The sequence below is a fragment of the Citrobacter sp. GW821-FHT02E08 genome, from assembly GCF_059421685.1.
Genome location: NZ_JBWKVL010000002.1, coordinates 49,154 through 75,906, shown reverse-complemented (window position 1 = coordinate 75,906; position 26,753 = coordinate 49,154). Strand labels below are relative to the sequence as shown.

Here is a 26,753-nt window from a genome sequence, read left to right as displayed (position 1 = left end):
TTGGCTGGGGTACGAGGATTCGAACCTCGGAATGCTGGTATCAGAAACCAGAGCCTTACCGCTTGGCGATACCCCAACAATTTTTTGGATTTACCGAATTAAATCGATACGTCCTTAATATATGGTGGCTACGACGGGATTCGAACCTGTGACCCCATCATTATGAGTGATGTGCTCTAACCAACTGAGCTACGTAGCCAGATTTTTTTCTTCGATGGCTGGGGTACCTGGATTCGAACCAGGGAATGCCGGTATCAAAAACCGGTGCCTTACCGCTTGGCGATACCCCAAAGACCGTTGCGGTGAACCGCTATATCGAAGAAAAAATGGCTGGGGTACCTGGATTCGAACCAGGGAATGCCGGTATCAAAAACCGGTGCCTTACCGCTTGGCGATACCCCATCCGTGCAACGCTTACTGGTGAATGGTGCGGGAGGCGAGACTTGAACTCGCACACCTTGCGGCGCCAGAACCTAAATCTGGTGCGTCTACCAATTTCGCCACTCCCGCAAAAAAAAGATGGTGGCTACGACGGGATTCGAACCTGTGACCCCATCATTATGAGTGATGTGCTCTAACCAACTGAGCTACGTAGCCATCTTTTTTTTCGCGTTACCTTATCGGCGTTGCGGGGCGCATTATGCGTATTGAGCCTTGAAGCGTCAACCCCTTTTTCATTGAAAATGGCCGGAATGTGACTGTTTGGTTAGGTTGCGAACAGCGTGACGCAATATTCGGCAATTATTGGTTATTAATCGTTTTTGTAAGGATTATTACAATATAAAAAAGAGCCCCTGAGGGCTCTTTTTACACTTTTCGCTTATTTATAGGCGGACTGGTGGACACCCACCGCACGACCGGAAGGATCGTTCATGGTTTTAAACGCTTCATCCCACTCGATAGCTTTCGCAGAGGAACAGGCGACGGACGGACCGCCAGGCACACATTCTGCGGCGCTGGGAACCGGGAACAGCTCTTCAAAAATCTCGCGGTACAAGTACGCTTCTTTTGAGGACGGCGTGTTGTACGGGAAGCGGAAGCGGGCGGTTTCCAGTTGTTGGTCAGAAACCTGTTCTGCGGCCACTTCTTTCAGCGTGTCGATCCAGCTATAACCCACGCCATCCGAGAATTGCTCTTTCTGACGCCATGCGACGCTTGCCGGTAGGTAAGACTCAAAGCATTCGCGCAGGACATGTTTTTCCATTTTACCGTTGCCGCACATTTTATCCTGCGGGTTGATGCGCATCGCCACATCAAGGAATTTCTTATCCAGGAACGGGACTCGCGCTTCTACGCCCCAGGCTGACATCGCTTTGTTGGCACGCGCGCAGTCAAACATATGCAACGCTTGCAGTTTACGTACCGTCTCTTCATGCAATTCTTTGGCATTCGGCGCTTTATGGAAATAGAGATAGCCGCCAAACACTTCGTCAGAACCTTCACCGGACAGCACCATTTTAATACCCATCGCTTTGATTTTACGCGACATTAAATACATCGGCGTCGAGGCGCGAATGGTGGTGACATCGTAAGTTTCGATGTGGTAAATCACATCACGGATCGCATCCAGACCTTCCTGTACCGTGAAGTGGATTTCGTGGTGCACCGTCCCCAGGTGATTTGCCACTTCCTGTGCGGCTTTCAGGTCCGGAGAACCTTCGAGACCGACGGCAAAGGAGTGCAACTGTGGCCACCAGGCTTCAGAACGTTCGTCATCTTCCACACGACGGGCGGCATATTTCTTGGTGATAGCGGAAATGACTGATGAATCCAGACCACCGGAGAGTAGTACGCCATAGGGCACGTCTGACATCAGATGGCTTTTGACAGCGTCTTCCAGGGCCTGGCGCAGTTCATTCTTGTCAGTAACGTTCTCTTTTACCGCATCAAAATCGAACCAGTCGCGCTGATAGTACTGGCGGATTTCCCCTTCTTTACTCCACAGATAACTGCCCGCCGGGAACTCTTTGATGGTGCGGCATACCGGAACCAGCGCTTTCATTTCGGAGGCGACGTACAGGTTGCCGTGTTCGTCGTACCCCATATAAAGGGGGATGATGCCAAGATGGTCACGACCAATCAGGTAGGCATCTTTCTCGCTGTCGTACAGCGCAAAGGCAAACATGCCCTGCAGATCGTCGAGGAATTGCGCCCCTTTCTCCTGATACAGCGCGAGGATCACTTCGCAGTCGGAACCGGTCTGGAAGGTATAGCGATCGCCATATTCCGCACGTAACGCCTGATGGTTATAAATTTCACCGTTTACGGCCAGGATGTGCGTTTTCTTCTCGTTATACAGTGGCTGGGCACCGGCGTTCACGTCAACAATTGACAGACGTTCATGCGCCAGGATCGCGTTGTCACAGGCGTAGATGCCGGACCAGTCCGGCCCACGATGACGCATCAGACGTGACAGTTCGAGGGCTTTTTTACGCAGTTCAACTGCGTCTGTTTTGATATCGAATACGCCGAAAATAGAACACATAACCTTCTCCGTTAATCTGTTGCGTGGTGCTTTTTGTGTTTGCTTGATTAAGAAAATGCAGCAAAGCAGGGGAGGGTGCAAGTGAATTACCGGTCAGAAAAGAAAAAATGCAATAGGCATTGTGGATTAGTGAAAAAAGAATACGTAATGAGCGTGTTTATTGATGAATCGACAATTTTATGGCGGTTTTATTAAACGGGGCTTTGCCGGATAGCGGCGTAAACGCCTTATCCGGCTAACAGCGAAGTGCGAATCGTCGGCCTGATAAGAAACGTGTTATCAGGCATGGCGTCGTTTTCAGATAACGTCGATCTCGGCCACGGAAGGGTAGATCCAGCTTGGTCTGAACGGCATGCTGTCGATATCGTCAAGCGTGGAGACGCCAGACAACACCAGAATCGTTTCGAGCCCCGCCTGGAAACCGGCAAGGATGTCGGTACGCAGATTATCGCCGACAATGACCGTTTCTTCGGAATGTGCCTGCATTTTGTTTAACGCCGCACGGATGATCCACGGACTCGGTTTGCCCACATAAAACGGCTTGCGACCGGAGATTTTCTCAATACCCGCGCAGAGTGCGCCACAGGCCGGATAAAAACCGCGACCGTGGGTGTCCGGGTTGGTGGCGATAAAGCGGGCACCATTGGCAACAAAGAAGGCCGCTTTATGCATCATTTCCCAGTTATAGGAACGGGTTTCACCGACGATCACGAAGTCCGGGTTAACGTCGGTGATGGTAAAGCCCGCTTTATACAATTCGTGAATCAGTGCGCCTTCACCCACTACGTAGGCTTTTTTGCCTTCCTGACGACGCAGGAAATCGGCTGTTGCCATTGCGGAGGTATAAAAGACGCTGTCAGGCACATTCACGCCTGCGGTGGCAAAGCGGTTCGCCAGGTCTTGTCCGGTTTGGGAGGGGTAATTGGTCAGGAGCACAAGCGGCAGGCCTTTTTCCAGAATACCCGTCAAAAATTCTGCCGCACCGGGTACGGCAATGTTGTCGTGCATTAGCACGCCGTCGATATCACAAATGACATTTTTGATGGTCATGAACTACCCAGGGAAATTGTTATGAATCCGATACTATAAAAGCGCATTAATTTTCCAGCAAATGTTGAAGCAAAATGCCGTTAAGCATGGCGCGTTTTACCAGCGCAAATGCGCCAATGGCGGAGCGGTGATCCAGCGTCGAACGCACAACGGGCAGGTTTTTACGAAATGCTTTCAATGCCTGAGTGTTAATGCAGCTTTCAATCGCCGGCAGCAGGACTTTGTCGGCTTCGGTGATTTCGCCGGCAATAACAATTTTTTGCGGATTAAACAAGTTTATCGCAATAGCGATGGTTTTTCCCAGATGGCGGCCAACGTGCTCGATCACCTCTGCGGCAAGGCTATCGCCTTTATTGGCCGCCTTGCAGATGGTTTTGATGGTGCAGTCATCCAGCGGAACGCGGCTCTGATAGCCTTGTTTCAGTAAATTATGTACGCGATGTTCAATGGCGGCGTTGGCGGCGATGGTTTCCAGACAGCCAAAGTTACCGCAGTGGCAGCGTTCACCGAGCGGCTCAACCTGGATGTGACCGATTTCGCCAACATTACCATTACGACCAATAAAAATTCGGCCGTTGGAGATGATCCCCGCCCCGGTGCCCCGGTGTACGCGCACCAGAATAGAGTCTTCACAATCCTGGCTTGCGCCAAAATAGTGCTCAGCCAGCGCCAGGCTACGGATGTCATGGCCGACGAAACAGGTCACGTGAAAACGTTTTTCCAGCGCTTCAACCAGCCCCCAGTTTTCGACCTGAATATGGGGCATGTAGCGGATGACGCCGCTTTCGGGATCGACAAGCCCCGGCAGGATCACCGAAATGGCGATCAGTTCGCGGATTTTACGCTGGCAGCTTTCAATAAAGCTCTCAATGGTATTGAGCAGGGCAAATTCCAGCGTTTCCTGAGTGCGTTCAGGGAGCGGGTAATGCTCTTCCGCCAGGACTTTACTGCTCAGGTCGTAGAGGGTCAACGTGGTGTCGTGACGACCCAGACGCACGCCAATCGCATGAAAGTTACGGGTTTCTGTGATGATAGAGATGGCGCGGCGGCCCCCGGTAGAGGCCTGCTGATCAACTTCTTTGATCAGCCCGCGTTCAATAAGTTGCCGCGTAATTTTCGTTACGCTGGCGGGGGCAAGCTGGCTTTGCTCGGCAATCTGAATTCGCGAGATGGGCCCATGCTGATCAATCAGGCGGTAAACGGCCGCACTGTTTAGCTGTTTTACGAGATCAACATTACCTATTTGAGCTTGTCCGCCAGGTGTCATACGTTTTCTTACTCAGTAACGACCTCGTTGCCATTAACGATGGTCTTGATGATTTTAAAGTCGTGTGTGAATGCAGTCAGGTTGGCCACTTTACCCGGTGCAATGCTGCCGAGCTGTTGGTCGACGCCAATCGCACGGGCAGGGTAGAGGGTCGCCATGCGCAGCACTTCATCGAGCGCGATACCGCAATGTTCGACCAGATTACGGACACCTTCAATCATGGTTAAAGATGAACCGCTCAGCGTACCGTTCTCATCCACACAGAGTCCATTGCGGTAGTATATTGTTTTACCAGCAAAAATGAACTGTTCAATGTCTGCGCCTGCCGGTGCAGTTGCATCTGTGACGAGGCAAAGTTTGTCGCCTTTCAGGCGTTTGGCATTACGGATGTTGGCATAATCAACATGCAAGCCATCGGCGATCACGCCACAATAAATGTCGGCTTCATCCAGAATCGCACCCGCCAGACCTGGCTCACGACCGGTAATGTACGGCATGGCGTTAAACAGATGAGTGGCGAAGCTAATTCCAGCGCGGAAACCGGCTTTCGCTTCTTTCAACGTTGCGTTGGAATGCCCGGCAGAAACCACAATCCCCGCGTCTGCCAGTTTTGTGATCACTTCAGCAGGAACCATCTCTGGCGCCAGGGTTACTTTGGTGATGACGTCGGCATTATCGCACAGGAAATCAACCAGCGCAGCGTCAGGCTTACGGACAAAACCCGGATTATGCGTCCCTTTTTTGACCAGGTTCAACCATGGGCCTTCAAGATGCAGACCTAATGCCTGATGCGGATATTTCGCCAGGTATTCACGCATGACGCGAACGCCCTGTTTCATCAGGTCATCACTGGTGGTGATAAGCGTTGGCAGATAGCTGGTGCAGCCAGAACGTTCATTGGCTTTTTGCATAATTTCCAGCGTTTCAACGGTCACCGCTTCTGCGGTATCGTTGAACTGCACACCGCCACAACCATTTAACTGTACGTCGATAAAACCGGGGGAGAGAATGGCCCCATTCAGCGAGCGTTGCTCGATCTCCGGCGGCAGTTCCGCCACTGGACAGACTCTTTCAATCAGGCCATTGGCGACAACAATCGCATGGTCATCAAGAATTTCGTGACCGGTAAAAATCCGGCCCTGGGTTAAAGCATACATTCCGACCCCCGATTTCAAAAAATACCGCCCTGCAACACGCTCGTCAGGGCGGGGATACTATTACAAACCTTTAATATTTTCGGCTTCTAACTCGTTGAAGTATTTCAGCGTCTTAACTTTCAGCTCCATGGTGGAAGGTTCATCGCACACCACCACGGCTTTCGGGTGCAGTTGCAGACAGCTGATGGTCCACATGTGGTTGACGTTGCCTTCTACCGCCGCCTGGAGCGCCTGCGCTTTCTGATGGCCCAGCACCAGAATCATCACTTCTTCTGCGTCAAGCAGCGTACCCACACCCACCGTCAGCGCGTATTTCGGCACCTGGCTGACATCGCCATCAAAGAAGCGAGAGTTTGCCACGCGAGTGTCATGGGTCAATGTTTTGATACGCGTGCGGGAAGCCAGAGAAGAGGCCGGTTCGTTAAACGCGATATGACCGTCGTTGCCTACGCCGCCCATAAACAGGTGGATTTTACCGTAAGCGCGGATTTTTTCTTCATACTGACGACATTCAGCATCAATATCCGCAGCGTTGCCATTGAGAAGGTTGATGTTTTCTGCTGGAATATCAACGTGATCAAAGAAGTTACGGTGCATGAAGCTATGATAGCTTTCCGGGTGCTCTTTCGGAAGGCCAACATATTCGTCCATGTTGAACGTCACAACATGCTTGAAGCTGACCTGGCCCGCTTTGTGCATTTCAACTAATGCTTTATAGGCGGTCAATGGCGTGCCACCGGTAGGTAGACCCAAAACAAACGGACGATCCGCCGTCGGCTTGAATGCATTGATACGGTTAACGATGTGGCGAGCAGCCCATTTGCCGACTTGTTCTGCGGTATTCAGGGGGATCAGTCTCATTCTTCACCTCAAATGTATATGTAGACGTTGGCGGATTGAGTATGGGTACATAGTCAAGCGTAACCTGGTTTTGTATCAACAAGAGTCAATCCGTCTTGATTTTTTGAATGATAAAATAAGTTTTCGCAGTTAGCCAGTATAAGGGAGTGGTTTTAACGATATTTGGTGACTGGACTCACAAAAAACATGCTTTTAATTTGCGATACGAATTAAATTTTCACACACTCAGAATGCCAGTGAACCACTAAGATAGTGACACAATAAAAACACAGCTGAGAACGCGCCTTAAACGGGGTCTCATAGGGGGAATAAAGTGAGTATTCTAGGTTATTTACAAAAGGTTGGCCGCGCGCTTATGGTGCCGGTGGCCACGCTGCCTGCGGCAGCAATATTGATGGGTGTAGGTTACTGGATTGATCCCGTGGGTTGGGGTGGAGATAACGCGGTAGCGGCGTTCTTCATTAAATCAGGTTCCGCAATCATCGATAACATGTCCGTACTGTTTGCGATTGGTGTCGCTTACGGTATGTCCAAAGATAAAGACGGTGCTGCGGCGCTGACCGGTTTTGTGGGTTTCCTTGTGTTGACCACGCTTTGTTCTCCGGCGGCGGTTGCGATGATTCAGAAGATCCCGGCGGACCAGGTTCCTGCCGCGTTCGGTAAAATCAGCAACCAGTTCGTGGGGATTCTGGTGGGTATCATCTCTGCTGAGCTGTACAACCGCTTCAGCGGCGTTGAGTTACCGAAAGCGCTCTCCTTCTTCAGCGGCCGTCGTCTGGTGCCGATTCTGACCTCCTTCGTGATGATTATTGTTGCCTTCATCATGATGTTTATCTGGCCGATTATCTTCGACGGTCTGGTAAACTTTGGTGAACACATCCAGAAACTGGGTTCCGTTGGCGCGGGCGTCTACGCTTTCTTCAACCGCTTGCTGATTCCGGTTGGTCTGCACCACGCACTGAACTCCGTATTCTGGTTCGACGTGGCGGGCATTAACGACATTCCTAACTTCCTCGGCGGCGCGCAGTCTATTGACGCGGGCAAAGCGGTTGTGGGCATTACCGGTCGTTACCAGGCGGGCTTCTTCCCAATCATGATGTTCGGCCTGCCGGGTGCAGCGCTGGCTATCTACCACTGCGCGCGTCCTGAGAACAAGGCGAAAGTGCTGGGTATCATGATGGCGGGCGCATTCGCTGCGTTCTTCACCGGGATCACCGAGCCGCTGGAATTCTCCTTCATGTTCGTTGCACCGGTTCTGTATGTTATTCACGCCGTTCTGACCGGGATTTCAGTCTTCATCGCTGCCTCTATGCACTGGATTGCCGGTTTCGGTTTCAGTGCGGGTCTGGTGGATATGGTGCTTTCTTCCCGTAACCCGCTGGCGACGCACTGGTGGATGCTGATCCCACAGGGTCTGGTCTTCTTCGCGATCTACTATGTGGTGTTCCGCTTTACTATCACCAAATTCAATCTGATGACTCCGGGTCGTGAGCTGGCAGTTGCCGGTAGCGAAGCCGATGGTCAGGACATGAATGTAAGCGCAGACAAAGACCAGGATGTTGCCGGTCTGGCGCGTCAGTATATCGCTGCGGTGGGTGGTTCTGACAACCTGACAGGTATCGATGCGTGCATCACTCGTCTGCGTCTGAATGTAAAAGACTCTTCGCTGGTGAACGAAGCGATGGCAAAACGCCTGGGAGCTTCTGGTGTGATTCGCCTGAACAAAACCAGCGTACAGATTATCGTTGGCTTTGTGGCTGAGAAAATCGCTAACGCCATGAAAACCACGGGTCCGGTCGCAGCAGCCTCTGCTGATGCAGCGCCGGCCACGGCAGCTCCGGCAGCGAAACCGCAGGCTGTTCTTAATACAGAGACTATCGCTGAGCTGGTTTCCCCGGTTACCGGTGATGTCGTGGCACTGGATCAGGTTCCTGATGAAGCGTTCGCCAGTAAAGCCGTAGGCGATGGCGTTGCGGTAAAACCAACGGATAAAACCGTGGTTTCCCCGGCTGCGGGCACCATCGTGAAAATCTTCAACACCAACCACGCATTCTGCCTGGAAACAGAAAAAGGTGCGGAAATCGTTGTCCACATGGGGATCGATACTGTCGCGTTGGGTGGCCAGGGCTTCAAGCGTCTGGTGGAAGAGGGTGCCGAAGTCGTTGCAGGACAGCCGATTCTGGAAATGGATCTGGCGTACCTGAATGCGAATGCACGCTCAATGATCAGTCCTGTCGTTTGCAGCAACATCGATGATTTTGGTGGGCTGGTTGTGAAGGCGGAAGGACACGTCGTTGCAGGTCAAACAGCGCTGTATGAGATTAAAGGCAAGTAATCGCTCCTGAGTAGAGTCTATGCCTTAAGCGGCGGGGGGAAACCTCCGCCGCTTTTTTTTGCAGCAATTGATCCCATAATGCCAGTCTGTTACGTATTTTAAGTAACTAAAGGTTGTCAGTCTGTCCGGCTTATAAGACCATATGCCGTTATACGTTGTTTACGCTTTGAGGAATCCACGATGAGTGAGGCTGAAGCCCGCCCGACTAACTTTATTCGTCAGATCATCGATGAAGATCTGGCCAGTGGTAAGCACACCACAGTTCATACCCGTTTCCCGCCGGAACCCAATGGTTACCTGCACATCGGTCACGCCAAGTCTATCTGCCTGAACTTTGGGATCGCGCAAGATTACCAGGGTCAATGCAACCTGCGTTTCGATGATACCAACCCGGTAAAAGAAGATATCGAATACGTAGAGTCTATTAAGAACGATGTGCAATGGTTGGGCTTCAACTGGTCTGGCGACATCTGCTACTCCTCAGATTACTTTGATCAGCTGTATGCGTATGCCGTGGAGCTTATCAACAAAGGCCTGGCCTATGTTGATGAATTGTCGGCTGATGAGATCCGTGAATACCGCGGCACGCTGACAGCGGCAGGCAAAAACAGCCCGTTCCGCGATCGCAGTGTAGAAGAGAACCTCGCGCTGTTTGAGAAAATGCGGGCTGGCGGTTTTGAAGAAGGCAAAGCGTGCCTGCGCGCCAAAATTGATATGGCGTCGCCGTTTATCGTCATGCGCGACCCGGTGCTGTATCGCATTAAATTTGCCGATCATCATCAGACGGGAAGCAAGTGGTGCATCTACCCGATGTACGACTTCACCCACTGCATCAGCGATGCGCTGGAAGGCATTACGCACTCCCTGTGTACGCTGGAATTCCAGGACAACCGTCGCCTGTACGACTGGGTGCTGGACAACATCACGATCCCGGTTCACCCGCGCCAGTACGAATTCTCGCGCCTGAATCTGGAATATACCGTGATGTCCAAACGTAAGCTGAATCAGCTGGTGACGGAAAAGCACGTAGAAGGCTGGGATGACCCGCGTATGCCGACGATTTCCGGTCTGCGTCGCCGTGGTTACACAGCTGCTGCTATTCGTGAGTTCTGCAAACGCATCGGCATCACCAAGCAGGACAACACCATTGAGATGGCATCGCTGGAGTCCTGCATCCGTGAAGATCTGAACGAAAACGCCCCGCGCGCAATGGCGGTTATCGATCCAGTAAAACTGGTTATCGAAAACTATCAGGGCGAAGGCGAAATGGTCACCATGCCTAACCATCCGAACAAACCGGAAATGGGCAGCCGTGAAGTTCCGTTCAGTGGCGAGATCTGGATCGATCGTGCTGACTTCCGCGAAGAAGCCAACAAGCAGTACAAACGTCTGGTGATGGGGAAAGAAGTCCGTTTGCGTAACGCTTACGTGATCAAAGCAGAGCGTGTAGAGAAAGATGCGGAAGGTAATATCACCACCATCTTCTGTACCTACGATGCAGACACCCTGAGCAAAGATCCGGCTGACGGGCGTAAAGTAAAAGGCGTTATTCACTGGGTGAGTGTAGCGCACGCATTGCCGGTTGAAATTCGTCTGTACGATCGCCTTTTCAGCGTACCGAATCCAGGCGCGGCGGAAGATTTCCTGTCGGCAATGAACCCTGATTCGCTGGTGATCAAACAGGGCTTCGCAGAACCGTCGCTGAAGACTGCGGTTGCGGGTAAAGCCTTCCAGTTCGAGCGTGAGGGATACTTCTGCCTCGACAGCCGCTATGCAACGGCCGACAAACTGGTATTTAACCGTACTGTCGGTTTACGTGATACATGGGCTAAAGTCGGCGAATAAGCCACACGACACCATCCCATCCGACTAACGCCGCGCTTCGCGGCGTTTTTTTTCGCTTAATTTCCGCGAGATCCTCTGTTTGCGGAGCGAATTAATTGCATCTGAAAAATAATTAATCCGATAAACGATTTTTTGATAAGTAGGCTCAGAAATTTAGGTCGAGACTAAATTAAACGCTGTAACCGTTTTCATCTTCATGGAAATCAACGGTATTTTTCATTTTGATGATAATTTTTCGCATTTGCTGAATGTGTAACAAAAAGCAATGAAATATGTGCGGTCGCTCATATTATTACATACTGGTTACAGAAAGAGATTGATAATTCGCGTCGCGAAAAATAGTCTGTTCACTGTAGTCAATGAGGTTTTCTCAGCGCTATTTTTAATTTTTATTTTTAGCTGTTCGCCTTTGGCGGCAGCATTTTATACGTCAAAGAGGATTAACATATGCGTACGTTTAGTGGCAAACGTAGTACGCTGGCGCTGGCTATCGCCGGTATCACAGCAATGTCGGGTTGGATGGTTGCACCGCAGGCAAGCGCCGCGGGCTTTATCGACGATTCGACCTTAACAGGCGGCATTTATTACTGGCAGCGTGAGCGTGACCGTAAAGACGTCACGGATGAAGATAAATACAAAACCAACCTTTCACACGCGACCTGGAACGCCAACCTGGATTTCCAGTCGGGTTATGCAGCGGATATGTTCGGTCTGGATATTGCGGCATTTACCGCAATTGAAATGGCGGAAAGTGACGACAGCGGACACCCTAACGAAATTGCATTCTCGAAAAAAAATAAAGGCTATGACGAAGATTACTCTGGCGATAAGAGTGGTGTCAGTCTTTATAAAGCTGCTGCAAAATTTAAGTATGGCCCGACCTGGGCACGTGCCGGTTATATTCAGCCAACCGGACAGACGCTGTTAGCGCCGCACTGGAGCTTTATGCCGGGTACCTATCAAGGGGCAGAAGCTGGAGCCAATTTTGACTATGGCGATGCGGGCGCGTTGAGTTTCTCCTACATGTGGGCCAACGAATATAAAGCGCCATGGCACATTGAAGTGGATAAATTCTACCAGGCTGATAAAAAGACCAAAGTCGATTATCTCCACTCCGTTGGCGCAAAATACGATTTCAAAAATGATCTTATTCTTGAGGCTGCCTTTGGTCAGTCTGAGGGTTATGTCGATCAGTACTTTGCCAAAGCCAGTTACAAATTCGATCTGGGCGGGAATCCGTTTACCACCAGTTACCAGTTCTACGGCGCACGCGATAAAGTTGATGATCGCAGTGTGAACGACATCTATGACGGCACTGCATGGTTGCAGGCACTGACTTTCGGTTACAAAGTGGCGGAAGTGGTCGATCTGCGTCTGGAAGGAACCTGGGTGAAAGCGGACGGGCAGCAGGGCTACTTCTTGCAGCGTATGACGCCGACCTATGCCTCCTCAAACGGTCGTTTGGATGTCTGGTGGGATAACCGTTCCGACTTTAACGCCAACGGCGAAAAAGCGGTCTTCTTCGGCGCGATGTATGACCTGAAGAACTGGAATCTGCCAGGTATGGCGCTGGGTGCGTCGTACGTCTACGCCTGGGATGCCAAACCGGCTACCTGGCAGAGCAACCCGGATGCGTTCTACGACAAAAACAAAACCATCGAAGAATCCTCCTACAGTCTTGATGCGGTTTATACCATGCAGGAAGGACGTGCCAAAGGCACCATGTTTAAACTGCACTTCACCGAGTATGACAACCACTCCAATATCCCGAGCTGGAGCGGTGGTTATGGCAACATCTTCCAGGATGAGCGTGACGTGAAGTTCATGGTTATCGCCCCATTCACTATTTTCTGATGCCAGTCGCGGCAGGGTATTTCTCTGCCGCATCGTTGAGGACCGTTGTATGAAAAAAATGTTACTCATCGCCATTATGGCGTCAGGTCTGGTGGCCTGCTCGCAATCTCCTGCACCTAAGGAAGATAGCCGCCTTAAAGAGGCATACAGCGCATGTATTAACACCGCGCAAGGTTCACCGGAAAAAATCGAAGCCTGCCAAAGCGTATTAAATGTGCTGAAAAAAGAAGACCAGCATAAGCAGTTTGCTAACGAAGAGAGCGTGCGGGTACTGGATTACCAGCAATGTATTCAGGCGACACGTACGGGCAATGGTCAGGCGGTACAAGCCGATTGTGACAAAATCTGGAAAGAAATTCGCAGTAAAAACACAGTACAGTAAATGTACTTACCGGAAGGGGAAAAAGACCTGCTTTGATAGCGGGTCTTTTTTATGGGCATAAAAAAGCCAACCGCGTGGTTGGCTCTTTGGGGGCATATTACTTTGCGTCGTGCGCGTGTTCGTCTTCGCGGCAATCGCCTTCAGCGCAGTGACCGTAAAGATAGAGGCTATGGTTGGTTAAACGAATACCATGCTTAGTCGCAATTTCACGTTGACGCGCTTCGATAGAATCATCGCTGAACTCAATCACTTTGCCACAATCGAGGCAAATAAGATGATCATGATGATGCTGTTGAGTCAGCTCAAAAACGGACTTACCGCCTTCAAAATTGTGGCGGGTCACGATACCGGCGTCATCGAACTGGTTCAGCACGCGATACACGGTCGCCAGACCAATTTCTTCACCCATGTCGATCAGACGTTTATACAAATCTTCCGCACTGACGTGATGGTTATCCGGTCCCTGAAGAACTTCCAGAATTTTTAAACGAGGAAGCGTTACTTTCAGGCCAGCCTTCTTTAATGCGGTATTGTTGTCAGTCATGCGGAATCTGTCCTGTTACTAAACGATTCACTTCATTAAAGAAGTGACAGAAATTGCACTTGAGAGAATGCGTATCATTATAGAACTGCCATGTCTAAATGAAAACTGCAAGCCTCGGGCAAATATTATTAATCAAAACGTGGTACTGCCAACAATCACACTGTGCAATACCAGAATAACACCCGAACATTGTACAGGGATGGGCAGGAAAGTTACAAATTTGTAGCAATTATTTTGATTGATTTTATTTATTGATGCGGCGCAGATGGTTTCTGCGCCGCACGAAATCAGGCGTTGATGATTTCGTCGAGATGAAGTTCGGCAGAAATCTGTTTAACCCATTTTTCAACGCGCTCAGCGGTCAATTCCGGCTGACGGTCTTCGTCGATAGCCAGACCGACAAAATGATCGTCATCAGCAAGACCTTTAGAGGCTTCGAAGTGATAGCCTGCAGTTGGCCAGTGGCCTACGATGGTTGCGCCGCGCGGTTCGATAATGTCGCGGATGGTGCCCAGCGCATCGCAGAAGTATTCTGCGTAGTCTTCCTGATCGCCGCAACCAAACAGAGCCACCAGTTTACCATTGAAATCAATGTCTTCGAGGGTAGGGAAGAAGTCATCCCAGTCGCACTGTGCTTCACCGTAGTACCAGGTCGGAATACCTAACAGCAGAATGTCATACCCTTCCAGGTCTTCTTTACTGCTTTTCGCAATGTCATGAACATCGGCAACGTCTTTACCAAGCTGTTTTTGAATCATTTTTGCGATATTTTCGGTATTACCGGTGTCGCTGCCGAAAAAGATGCCAGTGATTGCCATGAGTAAAATAACCTCTTGAAACTTATTGAAATGGTGGTGGCGTATTGCCCACGGATAAGGGCAATCATAGCAGATCAGTCAGGCATGCGGAAACAGCAAACACGCAGGACTGCACTCTGTGCTACACGATTTATGATTTAGAGCAGAAATTCAGACAGACCCCTGGCCACGCAGCGAGATAAGCTGGTTTGTCAGCATCTCTTCAATGAGCTCACTACGGCTCATATTGCGTGCTTCCGCCAGTTCATTCAGCGCATCCACGGCATCAGCATTCAGCTTCAGTTCGACACGCTTAAGCCCACGAACCTTGTCGCGTTTAAGCTGATTACGCTTATTAATGCGTAGCTGTTCATCACGCGAAAGCGGATTGGTTTTGGGTCGTCCCGGGCGACGCTCGTGCGCGAACAGATCTAATGTCGTACGGTCCGTTTGTTCTTTGGCCATGATTTTGGTGACTTCGGGGAAACAATCAGCCAGGCGTGTGCCCGGATGGATAGCGCGCCATCATACATCAGCGAGTGAGGCACGCCAACGTCCACGCACGTAATCGCGCGCGGACGCTGAGTTTTTAATCAGTTAGCCTTATCCGCCAGATACCGGCGTATCGCGCGCAGCACGGCATCCGGTTTTTCCGCATGCACCCAATGGCCGGCACCCGCAATCACATGCGCCCGGGCCTGAGGAAATTGGGTCAGTAAATCGTGACGATAGGCCTCGGTGACGTAAGGCGAATTACCGCCAGGGATGAACAGTGCCGGATGATCCCAGGCGGGAATGGTTTCCCACCCTACGATATGTGGGTACTGCTCCCACAATACGGGCACATTAAAGCGCCACTCGCCATCGACATACGACTTTAACAGGAACTGGATAACCCCTTCTTCCTGGAGGTGCTGACGCATGACGGCTGCCGCCTGCTGGCGTGTCTGCGCGTCAGATTCGGTCACCGCGTTGATTGCAGCAAAGATCTCATCGTGGCGGCGCACGTGATAATCAACCGGCGCAATATCAATCGCCACCAGTTGATCAATACGATCCGGGGCCAGTGCGGTCAGCGCCATAACGGCTTTTCCGCCCATTGAGTGACCAATAAAGGTGGCTTTTTCGATACTCGCGGCGTCCAGAGTATCCAGCAGATCCTGCGCCATCGCCGGGTAATTCATCTCCGGTGAACGGGGAGAAAGACCGTGGTTTCGCATATCAACCTGGATGATGTCGTGATCCTCTACAAGATCGCGCGCCAGTATGCCGAGGTTATCAAGGCTACCAAACAAGCCGTGAACAAGGACGATGGGAGAATTATTGTGCAGCTTTTGTGCAGATTGCGCTCGGATGTTCAATTTCATGGCAAAGTTCTTTTTTTCGCTCTGTCGGGTTAGGGTATTATGTTGACCATTCTGCCACGGGGCTGCAACAACTACGGTTTACTCCGAGTTTTTCTGACAGCCTGGCTTGACGCTATCCGCTGTTGGGATTTGCCCCTATAATCCCAACGACTTGTATTCAGATAAGACACCGCACTGGATTAAGATGAAAACGATTGAAGTTGATGATGAACTCTATAGCTATATTGCCAGCCACACCAAGCATATCGGCGAGAGCGCATCCGACATTTTACGGCGTATGTTGAAATTTTCCGCCGCATCACAGCCTGTCACTCCGGCGGCGAAAGAGGTGCGCATAGCGCAACCCGCTATCGTTGAAGCGAAGCCGGTCAACCCCGTAAAAGATAAAGTGCGCGCCATGCGTGAACTTCTGCTCTCCGATGAATATGCGGAGCAGAAGAAAGCGGTAAATCGCTTTATGCTGGTACTGTCTACACTTTACTCACTGGATCACAACGCGTTTGCTGAGGCGACGGAATCGTTGCACGGTCGTACGCGCGTATACTTTGCGGCAGACGAGCAGACTCTGCTGAAAAATGGTAATCAAACCAAGCCGAAACACGTGCCAGGCACGCCGTATTGGGTGATCACCAACACCAACACCGGCCGTAAATGCAGCATGATTGAACACATCATGCAATCAATGCAATTCCCGGCGGAATTGATTGAAAAGGTTTGCGGAACAATCTAAACGTTGCATTAAAAGGACCAGGCAATGGCAATCCACAAGCGTGCAGGTCAGCCTGCGCAACAGAGTGATTTAATTAATGTCGCCCAACTGACGGCGCAATACTATGTATTGAAACCGGAAGCAGGGAATGCGGAGCACGCGGTGAAGTTCGGGACTTCCGGGCATCGCGGCAGCGCCGGTCGTCATAGTTTTAATGAACTGCACATTCTGGCCATTGCCCAGGCGATTGCGGAAGAGCGTGCGAAAAACGGCATCACAGGCCCTTGCTATGTGGGTAAAGATACTCATGCGCTGTCTGAGCCAGCCTTTATTTCCGTTCTGGAAGTGCTGGCGGCGAACGGTGTCGATGTCATTGTTCAGGAAAACAACGGCTTTACGCCGACGCCTGCGGTTTCGAATGCAATCCTGGTCCATAACAAAAAAGGCGGTCCGCTGGCTGACGGCATCGTGATTACGCCGTCCCACAACCCGCCGGAAGATGGCGGCATTAAATACAATCCGCCCAATGGCGGCCCGGCGGATACCAACGTCACTAAAGTGGTGGAAGACAGGGCTAACGCGCTGCTCGCGGATGGCCTGAAAGGCGTGAAGCGCATTTCACTGGATGCGGCAATGGCCTCTGGTCATGTGAAAGAGCAGGATCTGGTGCAGCCATTCGTTGAAGGGCTGGCGGATATCGTCGATATGGCGGCGATTCAAAAAGCGGGCCTGACGTTGGGCGTCGATCCGCTGGGCGGCTCCGGTATCGAATACTGGAAGCGTATTGCCGAGCATTACAAACTCAACCTGACCATTGTGAACGATCAGGTTGATCAGACTTTCCGCTTTATGCACCTGGATAAAGACGGCGCGATCCGTATGGACTGCTCCTCCGAGTGTGCGATGGCTGGTCTGCTGGCGCTGCGTGATAAGTTCGATCTGGCGTTTGCCAACGATCCGGACTATGACCGTCACGGCATCGTCACGCCAGCAGGGCTGATGAACCCGAACCATTACCTGGCGGTTGCCATCAACTACCTGTTCCAGCATCGTCCGCAGTGGGGCAAAGATGTCGCAGTTGGTAAAACGCTGGTGTCTTCTGCGATGATTGACCGTGTGGTGAACGATTTAGGCCGTAAACTGGTAGAAGTGCCGGTAGGTTTTAAATGGTTTGTTGACGGTCTGTTCGACGGCAGCTTCGGCTTCGGTGGTGAAGAGAGCGCGGGAGCATCTTTCCTGCGTTTTGACGGTACCCCGTGGTCTACCGACAAAGACGGCATCATCATGTGTCTGCTGGCGGCGGAAATCACCGCGGTTACGGGTAAAAACCCGCAGGAACACTACAACGAACTGGCGGCTCGCTTTGGCGCGCCGAGCTATAACCGTTTGCAGGCAGCTGCAACGTCCGCTCAGAAAGCGGCATTGTCCAAACTGTCTCCGGAAATGGTCAGCGCCAGCATGCTTGCGGGCGATCCGATCACTGCACGTCTGACGGCGGCACCTGGCAACGGCGCATCCATTGGCGGTCTGAAAGTGATGACCGACAACGGCTGGTTTGCTGCGCGTCCGTCCGGAACCGAAGACGCTTACAAGATCTACTGTGAAAGTTTCCTCGGTGAAGAACATCGCAAACAGATCGAGAAAGAAGCCGTTGAAATTGTTAGTGAAGTGCTGAAAAACGCCTAAACACACAATTGCCTAAATGAAGAAAGGAGCCAATAAGGCTCCTTTTTTTCATCCCATTTTCATGGCATAAACCGATAACCGATTCCTGTCTCGGTAATTAAGTGACGAGGACGGGTTGGGTCCTGCTCCAGCTTCTGACGTAAATGCCCCATATAAATACGCAGATAGTGGCTATGTTCGACGGCATTCGGCCCCCAAACCTGATTCAACAACTGGCGTTGGGTTAATACTTTTCCCGCATTATTTAACATCACCGCCAGCAGGCGAAATTCAATCGGGGTCAGGTGGATCTCTTCTTCGCCGCGATGCACAAGTCTTGAGGTCAGATCCACCTTCACGTCGGAAAAACAGACGACCGGATCGGGAGAAGGGCTGGCGGAATGGCGACGTAAAGCGACACGTAAACGCGCCTGCAGTTCGCCAATACCAAAGGGTTTACTCAGATAATCATCGGCACCGGCATCCAGCGCGGCGATTTTGTCGCTCTCTTCACTGCGGGCAGAGAGCACGATGACGGGGATTACGCTCCACTGGCGCAGATCGCGAATAAAATCAATGCCGTCGCCATCCGGTAAACCAAGATCGAGAATGATAAGGTCGGGTTTTCGCGTTGCGGCTTCCAGTAAACCGCGCTGCAGCGTATCGGCTTCATAGACACGCAGTCCGTCGCCTTCCAGCGCGGTACGCAGAAAACGACGAATGGCCTGCTCATCTTCAACAATCAGAACGTTTGTCACATATCCTCATGAAAATCTTCAAGTTCAGGGGGAGATTCTTGTGGCAGTGTAACACGGAAACAGGCACCGCCCTGCGGTCGATTCTGCGCCGCGATGGTACCGCCGTGCACCTCGACAATCGCCTGGCAAATCGCCAGACCCAGCCCAACGCCCGGTACCGCAGACTCTTTATTTCCGCGGGCGAACTTATCAAAGATGCTGTGCTCTTGCCCTTCTGGGATGCCTGCACCGTTGTCCCACACATCCAGAGTCAGGTGATCCCCTTCAATATGGGCATCAATGCCGATCGTGGCCTGTACACCAGCGTATTTAACCGCATTTTCCAGCAAATTGATCAGCACACGTTCAAACAGCGGGCCGTCTACGTGAATAAGCGTTAGCGGCTCCGGCAGCGACAGATTGATCGGATGTGCTAATCCCGGCTCCAGCATTTGCAGTGCGCTGCCAACCACCTCTTCCAGCGTCAGCCACTCCTTCTTAAGATTAAACCCACCAGACTGAATGCGCGCCATATCCAGCAGATTATTGACCAGCCGCGTGGTGTTGAGCACATGCTGGCGGATCTCATTGGCCTGGCGGGCATGGGATGATCCTTCGCTCGCCAGATCGAGAGTCAGGATTTCCGCCTGACCAAACAGCACGGTCAGCGGCGTGCGTAAATCGTGAGAAAGCGCAGCGAGCAGGGCATTACGCAGGCTTTCGCGTTCGCTGGCGAGCCGGGCCAGTTCTTCACTGGCCGTGAGCATCAGACGTTCAAGGGCGCTGGCGACCAGCAGGGTGAATGTTTCCAGCAGACGCTGCTGTTCCGGGATCATCAACTGGCGAAGATTGTCCGGCTCGACAACCACCAGACCGTGCGTTTTATCCGCACTTTTTAAGGGCAGGATCTGATACGGCACGCCGGGCAAGGTGTCAGTCCCCGCACCGGCAGGCTGGCCCTTATCAAAGCTCCACTGGGCGATGGCGTCATCCCAGGGCGTGATGCCCTGTTGCTGCGTCAGAGGCCTCAGCTTGCCGTTTTCATCGGGCAGTAAAAGCTGACTGCGCGCCTGAAATGTGGAGGCGATAAACTGCTCGCTGGTGGTCGCGATATCCAGCCTGCTACGCCCGACTGCCAGCGCTTTCGACATTTCGTAAAGATGGCGGGTGCGTTGTTCCCGGTAGCGGGCGACGCGGGCCTGATAACGAACCCCGGCCGTCAGATTCCCAATCACCAAACCGACCGTTAGCATCACGGCAAAGGTCAACAGATACTGTACGTCAGAGACGGCGAGGGTACCGCGGGGAGCAATAAAGAAGAGGTCGAAACTGACCACGTTAATCACGGTCGCCACTACCGACGGCCAGCGACCATAAAAAAGGGCGATCACGACCACACCCAGCAGATACAGCATCACCAGGTTCGCGGCGTCGAAGGCCACCAGCCACTGCATGGCGATAAGGGTCGTGAAGGCACAAAGTGCGGCGGCGACGATGCAGCCCTGAATTTGTACCCGCCATTTGTCTTTAAAGGTGCGGGTGTCGGGGGCGTGCGCCAGAGGGCGGGTGGGCGGCTCATCCAGCGCAACAATGACCTGATCGAGATCCGGCGCGCGTTTTGCCAGCCGCTCGGCAAACGAATCGCTGCGCCACCAGCGGCGTGTGGTGGGGCGCCCCATGACGATTTTGCCAAGATTATGTTCTCTGGCATAGCGCACGACGGCTTTCTCTTCAGAAGGGTCGGAAAGCGTGGCGGTTTCAGCGCCCAGCTCCTGGGCCAGTCGCAGCGCGCTGAGGATCGCACGTCGTTGTTTTTCCGGTAACCGGTGCAGCGCGGGCGTTTCCACATATACCGCGTGCCAGATGCTGCCAAGTCGTGAAGCCAGGCGGGCCGCTGCGCGTACCAGTTTTTCGCTGCCGGTATTATGCCCGATGCACAGCAGTATGGCATCGCGGGTATGCCAGACCTTTTCTTCACCCTGGCGGTCGCGCCATGCTCGCATCTGGTCGTCTACCCGGTCGGCGGTACGGCGCAGCGCCAGTTCACGCAGGGCGATCAGGTTCCCTTTGCGAAAGAAATGCTCAATAGCCCGTTCTGCCTGACCGGCGATATAGACTTTACCTTCGTTGAGGCGCTGGCGAAGATCGTCGGGAGGAAGGTCGACCAACACCACTTCGTCGGCAGCATCAAAGAACGGGTCGGGGACGGTTTCACGAACGTGAATCCCCGTCACGCCGCTGACGACGTCGTTCAGACTTTCCAGATGCTGAACGTTCACGGTGGTAAAAACATCGATCCCCGCCTCCAGCAGTTCTTCGATATCCTGCCAGCGACGGGGGTGACGTGAGCCAGGCGCGTTACTGTGCGCCAGTTCATCCATCAGTATCAGTGCCGGACGGCGGGCGAGGGCGGCATCGAGATCAAAGTCGTTGATATGCCGTCCACGATGCGCATGGCGTTTGAGCGGGAGGATGGCGAGTCCCTCCAGCAGCGCGGCGGTCTCTTTGCGCCCGTGGGTTTCCACCACGCCGATCAAGATATCCAGCCCTTGCGCCCGTAACCGCTGTGCTTCTGCCAGCATCGCCCATGTTTTACCGACGCCCGCGCAGGCACCGAAGAATATTTTCAGCTTTCCCCTGTGGGGGGCGCTGGTCTGCTCCAGCAGGCGATCCGGGTCAGGACGCAAGGGTTCGTCATTCATGTCGCTTAGTGCCCCTGTGACGCATCCAGCGCCAGGTTGAGTTCAACAATGTTTACTACCGGCTGCCCGATAAAGCTGACCAGCGGTTTTTGCGTATATTTTGCAACCAGCTGCGCCACCTCTTCAACGGGCAGTTGACGCGCTTTCGCGACGCGCGGGATCTGCCACGCCACTGCGGCGGGCGTCAGATTAATGTCCAGACCACTGGCGGAGGCGGTCACCAGTTCCACCGGCACCGTTGGGCTGGCCTGTGGGTTAGCGGCGCGCAACGCGGCAATACGGCTCTGTAGTTGCTTATCCAGCTCAGGATTGCTGACAGCCAGATTGCTACCACCCGAAGCCATTGGATTATAGGGCATTTCAGCCGTGGCGGACGGACGTCCCTGAAAATAACCGTCGCGGGTAAATGCCTGGCCTATCAGCGCGGAACCGCGCACGCTGTTGCCCTCGCGAATGAGCGAACCGTTGGCCTGGTCAGGGAACCACCACTGGCTCAGGGTGGTCGTCAGCAACGGATAAACGCCGCCGGTGATAACAGTCAGAAACAGTAACGTGGATAATGCAGGACGAAACCCAGTCATCAGAAACCTCACACCAGACCCAGCAGGGTCAGCAGTAAATCAATCACCTTGATGCCGATAAACGGCACAACCAGACCGCCCAGACCATAAATCCACAAGTTGCGGCGCAGCATGGCTGACGCGGATAACGGCTTGTAGCTCACGCCTTTCAGCGCCAGCGGGATCAGAAACACAATGACCAGCGCGTTAAAAATGACCGCACTGAGGATCGCCGAATCCGGCGAATGCAGGTGCATCACGTTCAGGGCATTCAACTGCGGATAGGTCGTTGCAAAGGCAGCCGGAATAATCGCGAAATATTTCGCCACGTCATTGGCGATACTGAACGTGGTTAGCGAACCGCGCGTCATCAGCATCTGTTTACCAATGTGGACCACTTCAATCAGCTTGGTGGGGTTAGAGTCCAGATCCACCATGTTGCCCGCTTCTTTCGCCGCCTGGGTGCCCGAGTTCATCGCCACCGCAACGTCGGCCTGGGCCAGCGCGGGGGCATCGTTGGTGCCATCCCCGGTCATCGCCACCAGACGACCTTCCGCCTGGTACTGGCGGATCAGCGCCAGTTTTGCTTCCGGCGTGGCTTCCGCAAGGAAGTCATCAACACCGGCTTCCGCCGCAATCGCCGCCGCCGTCAGACGGTTGTCGCCGGTGATCATCACCGTTTTGATGCCCATTTTACGCAACTGGGCGAAGCGTTCTTTTATTCCCCCTTTGACGATATCTTTTAGCGCAATCACGCCGAGCACGCGGGAGCCTTCGACGACCACCAGCGGCGTGGCGCCAAGGCGGGCGACGTTATCCACTTTCTGTTCGACGTCGGCAGGAAAATGACCGCCGTTGGCTTCAACGTGGCGACGAATAGCATCCACCGAACCTTTACGAATCATCCGGTTATCAATATTGATTCCGCTCATGCGGCTTTGGGCGGTAAACGGCACAAAGGTGGCATGCAATGACTGAACGTCGCGGACGCGCAAATTAAAGCGTTGTTTGGCGAGAATGACGATACTGCGGCCCTCCGGCGTCTCGTCCGCCAGAGAAGAAAGCTGTGCGGCGTCGGCCAGCGTTTTTTCGTCTACCCCCTGGGCGGGCAGAAAATCGGAGGCCTGACGGTTGCCGAGGGTAATGGTGCCGGTTTTATCCAGCAGCAAGACATCCACGTCACCGGCGGCTTCCACCGCACGACCGCTGGTGGCGATCACGTTTGCCCCCAGCATTCGGCTCATCCCCGCCACCCCGATTGCCGAAAGTAGCCCCCCGATGGTGGTGGGGATCAGGCACACCAGCAGGGCGACCAGTACCGTCACGCTGACCGCGTTTCCGCCCCAGATGGTAAAGGGCCACAGAGTAGCCGTCGCCAGTAAAAAGACGATGGTCAGCGCAATCAGCAGGATAGTGAGCGCAATTTCGTTGGGCGTTTTGCGCCGCTGTGCGCCTTCCACCATGGCGATCATCCGGTCGAGGAACGTCTCGCCGGGGTTGACGCTACATTCGATGACCAGCCAGTCGGAAAGAATACGCGTCCCGCCGGTTACGGAGGCGAAATCGCCGCCAGACTCACGGATAACCGGTGCTGACTCCCCTGTGATGGCGCTTTCGTCCACCGACGCGCCGCCTTCGATAACCTCGCCGTCGCAGGGAATAATATCGCCAGCTTCTACCAGCACAATGTCGCCTTTACGCAGTTCATCCGCCGGGACGTGGTCCATTTTTGCGCCATATTTCGGCTCACGCAGTTTGCGGGCAAATGCCGTTTTTTTAACGCCTTTCAGGCTGTTGGCCTGGGCTTTGCTGCGTCCTTCTGCCAGCGCCTCGGCGAAATTGGCGAACAGCACCGTCACCCACAGCCACAGGCTGATAGCGCCCGTAAAAAGCGGATTGCCCGGCATATGTCCGGTTGCGATGGCTACCGTAATCAGAGTGGTCAACAGACTGCCAATCCAGACGATGAACATCACCGGGTTGCGCCATTGTGCGTGAGGATTTAACTTTTTCACGGCATCGAGAAGCGCCTGAGCGACCAGGGAGGGTTCGAACAGCGCCAGTTGTTTGCGACTCATAACAATGTGCTCCACATCGCTCAACGTAAAGAGAGGTGTTCTGCCACCGGACCAAGCGCCAGGGCAGGAATAAAGGTCAACGCGCCGACCAGCAGCACCGTACCGACCAGCAGCCCGACAAATAACGCGCCGTGCGTGGGTAATGTGCCGGGACTGGCGGGCTGGATTTTTTTACTCACCAGCGATCCGGCAATCGCCATCACCGGAATAATCACGCCGAATCGACCCACAAACATGCAGAACGCCAGCAGGCAGTTCCAGAAAGGGGAGTTGGCGCTGAGGCCCGCGAAGGCGCTACCGTTATTGTTTGCGGCGGACGAGACGGCATACAGCACTTCGCTGAAACCGTGTGGACCCGGGTTTAACATGCCGCTGCGTCCGGCGTCCGTCATCATGGCGAGTGCGGTACCGAGCAGAACCAGCGCGGGCGTGACCAGAATCGCCAGCGCGGTCATTTTCATTTCGCGCACGTCGATTTTCTTACCCAAATACTCCGGCGTACGGCCAATCATCAACCCGGCGATAAACACCGCCAGCAGCACAAACAGCAGCATGCCGTAGAGACCAGAGCCAACGCCGCCGAAGACCACTTCGCCAATCTGCATCAGCCACATCGGCACCATACCGCCCAGTGCGGTGAAGGAGTCGTGCATGGCAATGACCGCGCCGCAGGACGCCGCTGTCGTCACCACCGCATACAGGCTACTGACCAGGACCCCAAAGCGGCTCTCTTTGCCTTCCATGTTGATGCTGCTGTCAGCGCCCAGCGACAACAGATGGGGATTACCCTGGACTTCCGCCCACATCACCACCGCCACGCAGACCACAAAAATCAGCGACATTGCCCACAGCAGGGTGCGTCCCTGTCGGCGATCGCCCACGGCATCGCCAAACGCAAAGCACAGCGCGGTCGGGATCAAAAAGATCGCCAGCATCTGTACCATGTTGGTCAGCGCCGTAGGGTTCTCAAACGGGTGTGATGAGTTGGCATTGAAGAACCCGCCTCCGTTAGTGCCGAGCACTTTTATCGCCTCCTGCGAGGCCACCGGGCCCATCGGCAGGATCTGTTTTGCCCCTTCGAGGGTGACGAAAGGCTGATAAGGGGAAAGGTTTTGCAGTGCGCCTTGCTGAACAAAGAACAGCGCAATGAGCAGCGAAACAGGCAGCAGTATCCACAATGTAATGCGGACCAGATCCATCCAGGCATTACCCAGCGTGCTGATGTTCTGGCGCATAAAGGCGCGGATCAGCGCGAAGATCACCGCAATACCGGTCGCGGCGGAGAGGAAGTTCTGTACCGTAAGCCCGACCATCTGACTGAAGTAGCTCAGGGTGGTCTCCCCGCTATAAGACTGCCAGTTGGTATTGGTGACAAAACTGACCGCCGTATTCAGCGCCAGATGCCAGGAGAGGCCCGGCAGTTGCTGTGGGTTGAACGGCAGCAGGTTTTGCCCAAGCAGCATCAAAAACAACACCGCCAGCCCCAGTAAATTCAGCATGAGGAGAGCCAGCAAATAGCGCTGCCAGTTCATCTCTTCAGTCGGGATCCCCAGACCCCGCCAGAGCAGGCGTTCGACGCCGCCGACGCCCGGTAGCGGTGTATTATTGATAAGCCTGGCCAGTCCAGACCCTAAAGGTCTGGCGACCACAAACAGCACCAGTAAAAAGCTGGCAATGAGTAAAAATCCTGAAGCGGCCATCAGAATGCCTCCGCATTAATCAAGGCATACACCAGATAAACCAATAACAAGAAAACCAGCCCGATGCCGATTATCAAGCCTGTACTCACAGAGCACCTCCCGTGGCATTTGTTTTGATATCCAGAGGGTAGGATTTTGGTTGCAAAGATTTCGCAAAAATCCGGGGGGCGGGTATAAAAAAAGTATAAAAATGAAAAAGACCATTATTTAACTAATGGTTAGTTTTAATTTAACTTTTTTGTAACTTAATTACGGCGGTGAATGTAAATAAGGCCTAAATAGCTAAAAATAAGTGGTCGGATGAGTAGTAAAATTACACGAAAAGCGATACTCTTTTCATCAGTTAACCAAGTTCATTTTTCCGGTGCGTTTCACCGGCCAGATAAAGGGGAGAAAAGTATGGAACTCTATAAAGAATATCCTGCACACATTGTCTTGTTACGCCGTACTTTTGCCGTTGTGGCTGGTGTACTGGCGCTGCCGGTGATGTTGTTCTGGAAAGATCGCGCCCGTTTTTATAGCTATCTGCATCGCGTCTGGTCGAAAACCAGCGATAAGCCGGTGTGGATGGATCAGGCTGAAAAAGCCACCTGTGATTTTTATTAATTGATCGTCGCCTGAAAAGGCAAGATGCTGGTTTTGCGAAGGGTTCCGTTCA

22 protein-coding genes, 6 tRNA genes and 1 pseudogene are annotated in these 26,753 nt (G+C 53.0%); 7 read left to right on the top strand and 22 right to left on the bottom strand.

Annotation, left to right across the window (positions count from 1 at the left end):
* Position 1 precedes the first annotated feature (1 nt).
* The 11 genes from AC07UY_RS02700 to nagB form a co-directional block, all read right to left on the bottom strand.
* Positions 2 to 76: transfer RNA gene (locus AC07UY_RS02700), tRNA-Gln, on the bottom strand.
* A 46-nt stretch (positions 77 to 122) separates the two neighbouring features.
* Positions 123 to 199: transfer RNA gene (locus AC07UY_RS02695), tRNA-Met, on the bottom strand.
* Between the two features lie 16 nt (positions 200 to 215).
* Positions 216 to 290 (bottom strand) — tRNA-Gln (locus tag AC07UY_RS02690).
* Between the two features lie 37 nt (positions 291 to 327).
* A tRNA-Gln gene (locus AC07UY_RS02685) sits at positions 328 to 402 on the bottom strand.
* A gap of 23 nt (positions 403 to 425) precedes the next feature.
* Positions 426 to 510, bottom strand: a tRNA-Leu gene (locus tag AC07UY_RS02680).
* A gap of 10 nt (positions 511 to 520) precedes the next feature.
* Positions 521 to 597 (bottom strand) — tRNA-Met (locus AC07UY_RS02675).
* Positions 598 to 820: 223 nt separating this feature from the next.
* Positions 821 to 2,485: an asparagine synthase B gene (asnB, locus tag AC07UY_RS02670; protein ID WP_494659356.1), complete on the bottom strand. Its 1,665-nt coding sequence runs from the start codon at positions 2,483 to 2,485 to the stop codon at positions 821 to 823.
* Between the two features lie 297 nt (positions 2,486 to 2,782).
* The gene (nagD, locus tag AC07UY_RS02665; RefSeq protein WP_192611555.1) at positions 2,783 to 3,535 is read right to left on the bottom strand and encodes a ribonucleotide monophosphatase NagD; all 753 of its coding nucleotides are present in this window, start codon (positions 3,533 to 3,535) and stop codon (positions 2,783 to 2,785) included.
* A gap of 46 nt (positions 3,536 to 3,581) precedes the next feature.
* Complete coding sequence (nagC, locus tag AC07UY_RS02660) at positions 3,582 to 4,802, bottom strand: DNA-binding transcriptional regulator NagC (protein ID WP_192611556.1); 1,221 nt, start codon at positions 4,800 to 4,802, stop codon at positions 3,582 to 3,584.
* 8 nt (positions 4,803 to 4,810) lie between these two features.
* Positions 4,811 to 5,959, bottom strand: coding sequence for an N-acetylglucosamine-6-phosphate deacetylase (nagA, locus tag AC07UY_RS02655; RefSeq protein ID WP_494659357.1), 1,149 nt, complete (start codon positions 5,957 to 5,959; stop codon positions 4,811 to 4,813).
* A 60-nt stretch (positions 5,960 to 6,019) separates the two neighbouring features.
* Entirely contained in the window at positions 6,020 to 6,820 is an 801-nt protein-coding gene (gene nagB / locus AC07UY_RS02650) for a glucosamine-6-phosphate deaminase (RefSeq protein ID WP_192611558.1), read from the bottom strand.
* A 313-nt stretch (positions 6,821 to 7,133) separates the two neighbouring features.
* Here nagB and nagE point away from each other — a divergent pair, with 313 nt between their 5' ends.
* From nagE to AC07UY_RS02630, 4 genes are all read left to right on the top strand, one after another.
* Positions 7,134 to 9,155: an N-acetylglucosamine-specific PTS transporter subunit IIBC gene (gene nagE / locus AC07UY_RS02645; protein ID WP_494700788.1), complete on the top strand. Its 2,022-nt coding sequence runs from the start codon at positions 7,134 to 7,136 to the stop codon at positions 9,153 to 9,155.
* Between the two features lie 180 nt (positions 9,156 to 9,335).
* On the top strand, positions 9,336 to 11,000 hold the full coding sequence (glnS, locus tag AC07UY_RS02640; protein WP_494700789.1) for a glutamine--tRNA ligase: 1,665 nt from the start codon (positions 9,336 to 9,338) through the stop codon (positions 10,998 to 11,000).
* A gap of 447 nt (positions 11,001 to 11,447) precedes the next feature.
* Positions 11,448 to 12,854, top strand: a complete 1,407-nt coding sequence (chiP, locus tag AC07UY_RS02635) for a chitoporin ChiP (protein ID WP_203358487.1) — start codon at positions 11,448 to 11,450, stop codon at positions 12,852 to 12,854.
* Between the two features lie 49 nt (positions 12,855 to 12,903).
* On the top strand, positions 12,904 to 13,236 hold the full coding sequence (locus AC07UY_RS02630; RefSeq protein ID WP_494659360.1) for a ChiQ/YbfN family lipoprotein: 333 nt from the start codon (positions 12,904 to 12,906) through the stop codon (positions 13,234 to 13,236).
* Between the two features lie 97 nt (positions 13,237 to 13,333).
* On the opposite strand, the gene fur is transcribed toward AC07UY_RS02630, so the two are convergent.
* The 5 genes and pseudogenes from fur to ybfF all read right to left on the bottom strand — a co-directional run bounded on the left by fur (position 13,334) and on the right by ybfF (position 15,944).
* Positions 13,334 to 13,780: a ferric iron uptake transcriptional regulator gene (gene fur / locus AC07UY_RS02625; RefSeq protein WP_276292403.1), complete on the bottom strand. Its 447-nt coding sequence runs from the start codon at positions 13,778 to 13,780 to the stop codon at positions 13,334 to 13,336.
* Positions 13,773 to 13,858, bottom strand: a pseudogene (locus tag AC07UY_RS02620) (fur leader peptide). Before AC07UY_RS02620 ends, fur begins: the two are co-directional and overlap by 8 nt.
* 209 nt (positions 13,859 to 14,067) lie before the next feature.
* A complete protein-coding gene (fldA, locus tag AC07UY_RS02615; RefSeq protein WP_167456047.1) occupies positions 14,068 to 14,598 on the bottom strand; it encodes a flavodoxin FldA in 531 nt (176 codons plus the stop codon).
* Positions 14,599 to 14,748: 150 nt separating this feature from the next.
* Positions 14,749 to 15,042, bottom strand: a complete 294-nt coding sequence (gene ybfE / locus AC07UY_RS02610; RefSeq protein WP_203358484.1) for a LexA regulated protein — start codon at positions 15,040 to 15,042, stop codon at positions 14,749 to 14,751.
* A gap of 128 nt (positions 15,043 to 15,170) precedes the next feature.
* On the bottom strand, positions 15,171 to 15,944 hold the full coding sequence (gene ybfF / locus AC07UY_RS02605) for an esterase (protein ID WP_203358483.1): 774 nt from the start codon (positions 15,942 to 15,944) through the stop codon (positions 15,171 to 15,173).
* A gap of 184 nt (positions 15,945 to 16,128) precedes the next feature.
* Here ybfF and seqA point away from each other — a divergent pair, with 184 nt between their 5' ends.
* Positions 16,129 to 16,674, top strand: a complete 546-nt coding sequence (gene seqA / locus AC07UY_RS02600) for a replication initiation negative regulator SeqA (protein ID WP_494659362.1) — start codon at positions 16,129 to 16,131, stop codon at positions 16,672 to 16,674.
* A 24-nt stretch (positions 16,675 to 16,698) separates the two neighbouring features.
* Entirely contained in the window at positions 16,699 to 18,339 is a 1,641-nt protein-coding gene (gene pgm / locus AC07UY_RS02595) for a phosphoglucomutase (alpha-D-glucose-1,6-bisphosphate-dependent) (protein WP_203358481.1), read from the top strand.
* 59 nt (positions 18,340 to 18,398) lie between these two features.
* On the opposite strand, the gene kdpE is transcribed toward pgm, so the two are convergent.
* Genes kdpE through AC07UY_RS02565 form a run of 6 tightly spaced genes read right to left on the bottom strand, consistent with a single transcriptional unit; the run spans position 18,399 to position 26,184 of the window.
* Positions 18,399 to 19,076, bottom strand: a complete 678-nt coding sequence (gene kdpE / locus AC07UY_RS02590; RefSeq protein WP_203358480.1) for a two-component system response regulator KdpE — start codon at positions 19,074 to 19,076, stop codon at positions 18,399 to 18,401.
* Entirely contained in the window at positions 19,073 to 21,757 is a 2,685-nt protein-coding gene (gene kdpD / locus AC07UY_RS02585) for a two-component system sensor histidine kinase KdpD (protein WP_494659363.1), read from the bottom strand. Before kdpD ends, kdpE begins: the two co-directional genes overlap by 4 nt.
* 5 nt (positions 21,758 to 21,762) lie before the next feature.
* Positions 21,763 to 22,338: a potassium-transporting ATPase subunit KdpC gene (gene kdpC, locus AC07UY_RS02580; RefSeq protein WP_494700790.1), complete on the bottom strand. Its 576-nt coding sequence runs from the start codon at positions 22,336 to 22,338 to the stop codon at positions 21,763 to 21,765.
* 8 nt (positions 22,339 to 22,346) lie between these two features.
* On the bottom strand, positions 22,347 to 24,395 hold the full coding sequence (gene kdpB / locus AC07UY_RS02575) for a potassium-transporting ATPase subunit KdpB (protein WP_494659365.1): 2,049 nt from the start codon (positions 24,393 to 24,395) through the stop codon (positions 22,347 to 22,349).
* A 20-nt stretch (positions 24,396 to 24,415) separates the two neighbouring features.
* Positions 24,416 to 26,095: a potassium-transporting ATPase subunit KdpA gene (gene kdpA / locus AC07UY_RS02570; protein ID WP_494659366.1), complete on the bottom strand. Its 1,680-nt coding sequence runs from the start codon at positions 26,093 to 26,095 to the stop codon at positions 24,416 to 24,418.
* On the bottom strand, positions 26,095 to 26,184 hold the full coding sequence (locus AC07UY_RS02565; RefSeq protein ID WP_494659367.1) for a potassium-transporting ATPase subunit F: 90 nt from the start codon (positions 26,182 to 26,184) through the stop codon (positions 26,095 to 26,097). The genes kdpA and AC07UY_RS02565 overlap by 1 nt, the downstream gene beginning before the upstream one ends.
* 310 nt (positions 26,185 to 26,494) lie before the next feature.
* On the opposite strand from AC07UY_RS02565, the gene AC07UY_RS02560 reads away from it, so the two are divergent.
* The gene (locus AC07UY_RS02560; protein WP_162382539.1) at positions 26,495 to 26,701 is read left to right on the top strand and encodes a YbfA family protein; all 207 of its coding nucleotides are present in this window, start codon (positions 26,495 to 26,497) and stop codon (positions 26,699 to 26,701) included.
* Positions 26,702 to 26,753: the final 52 nt, after the last annotated feature.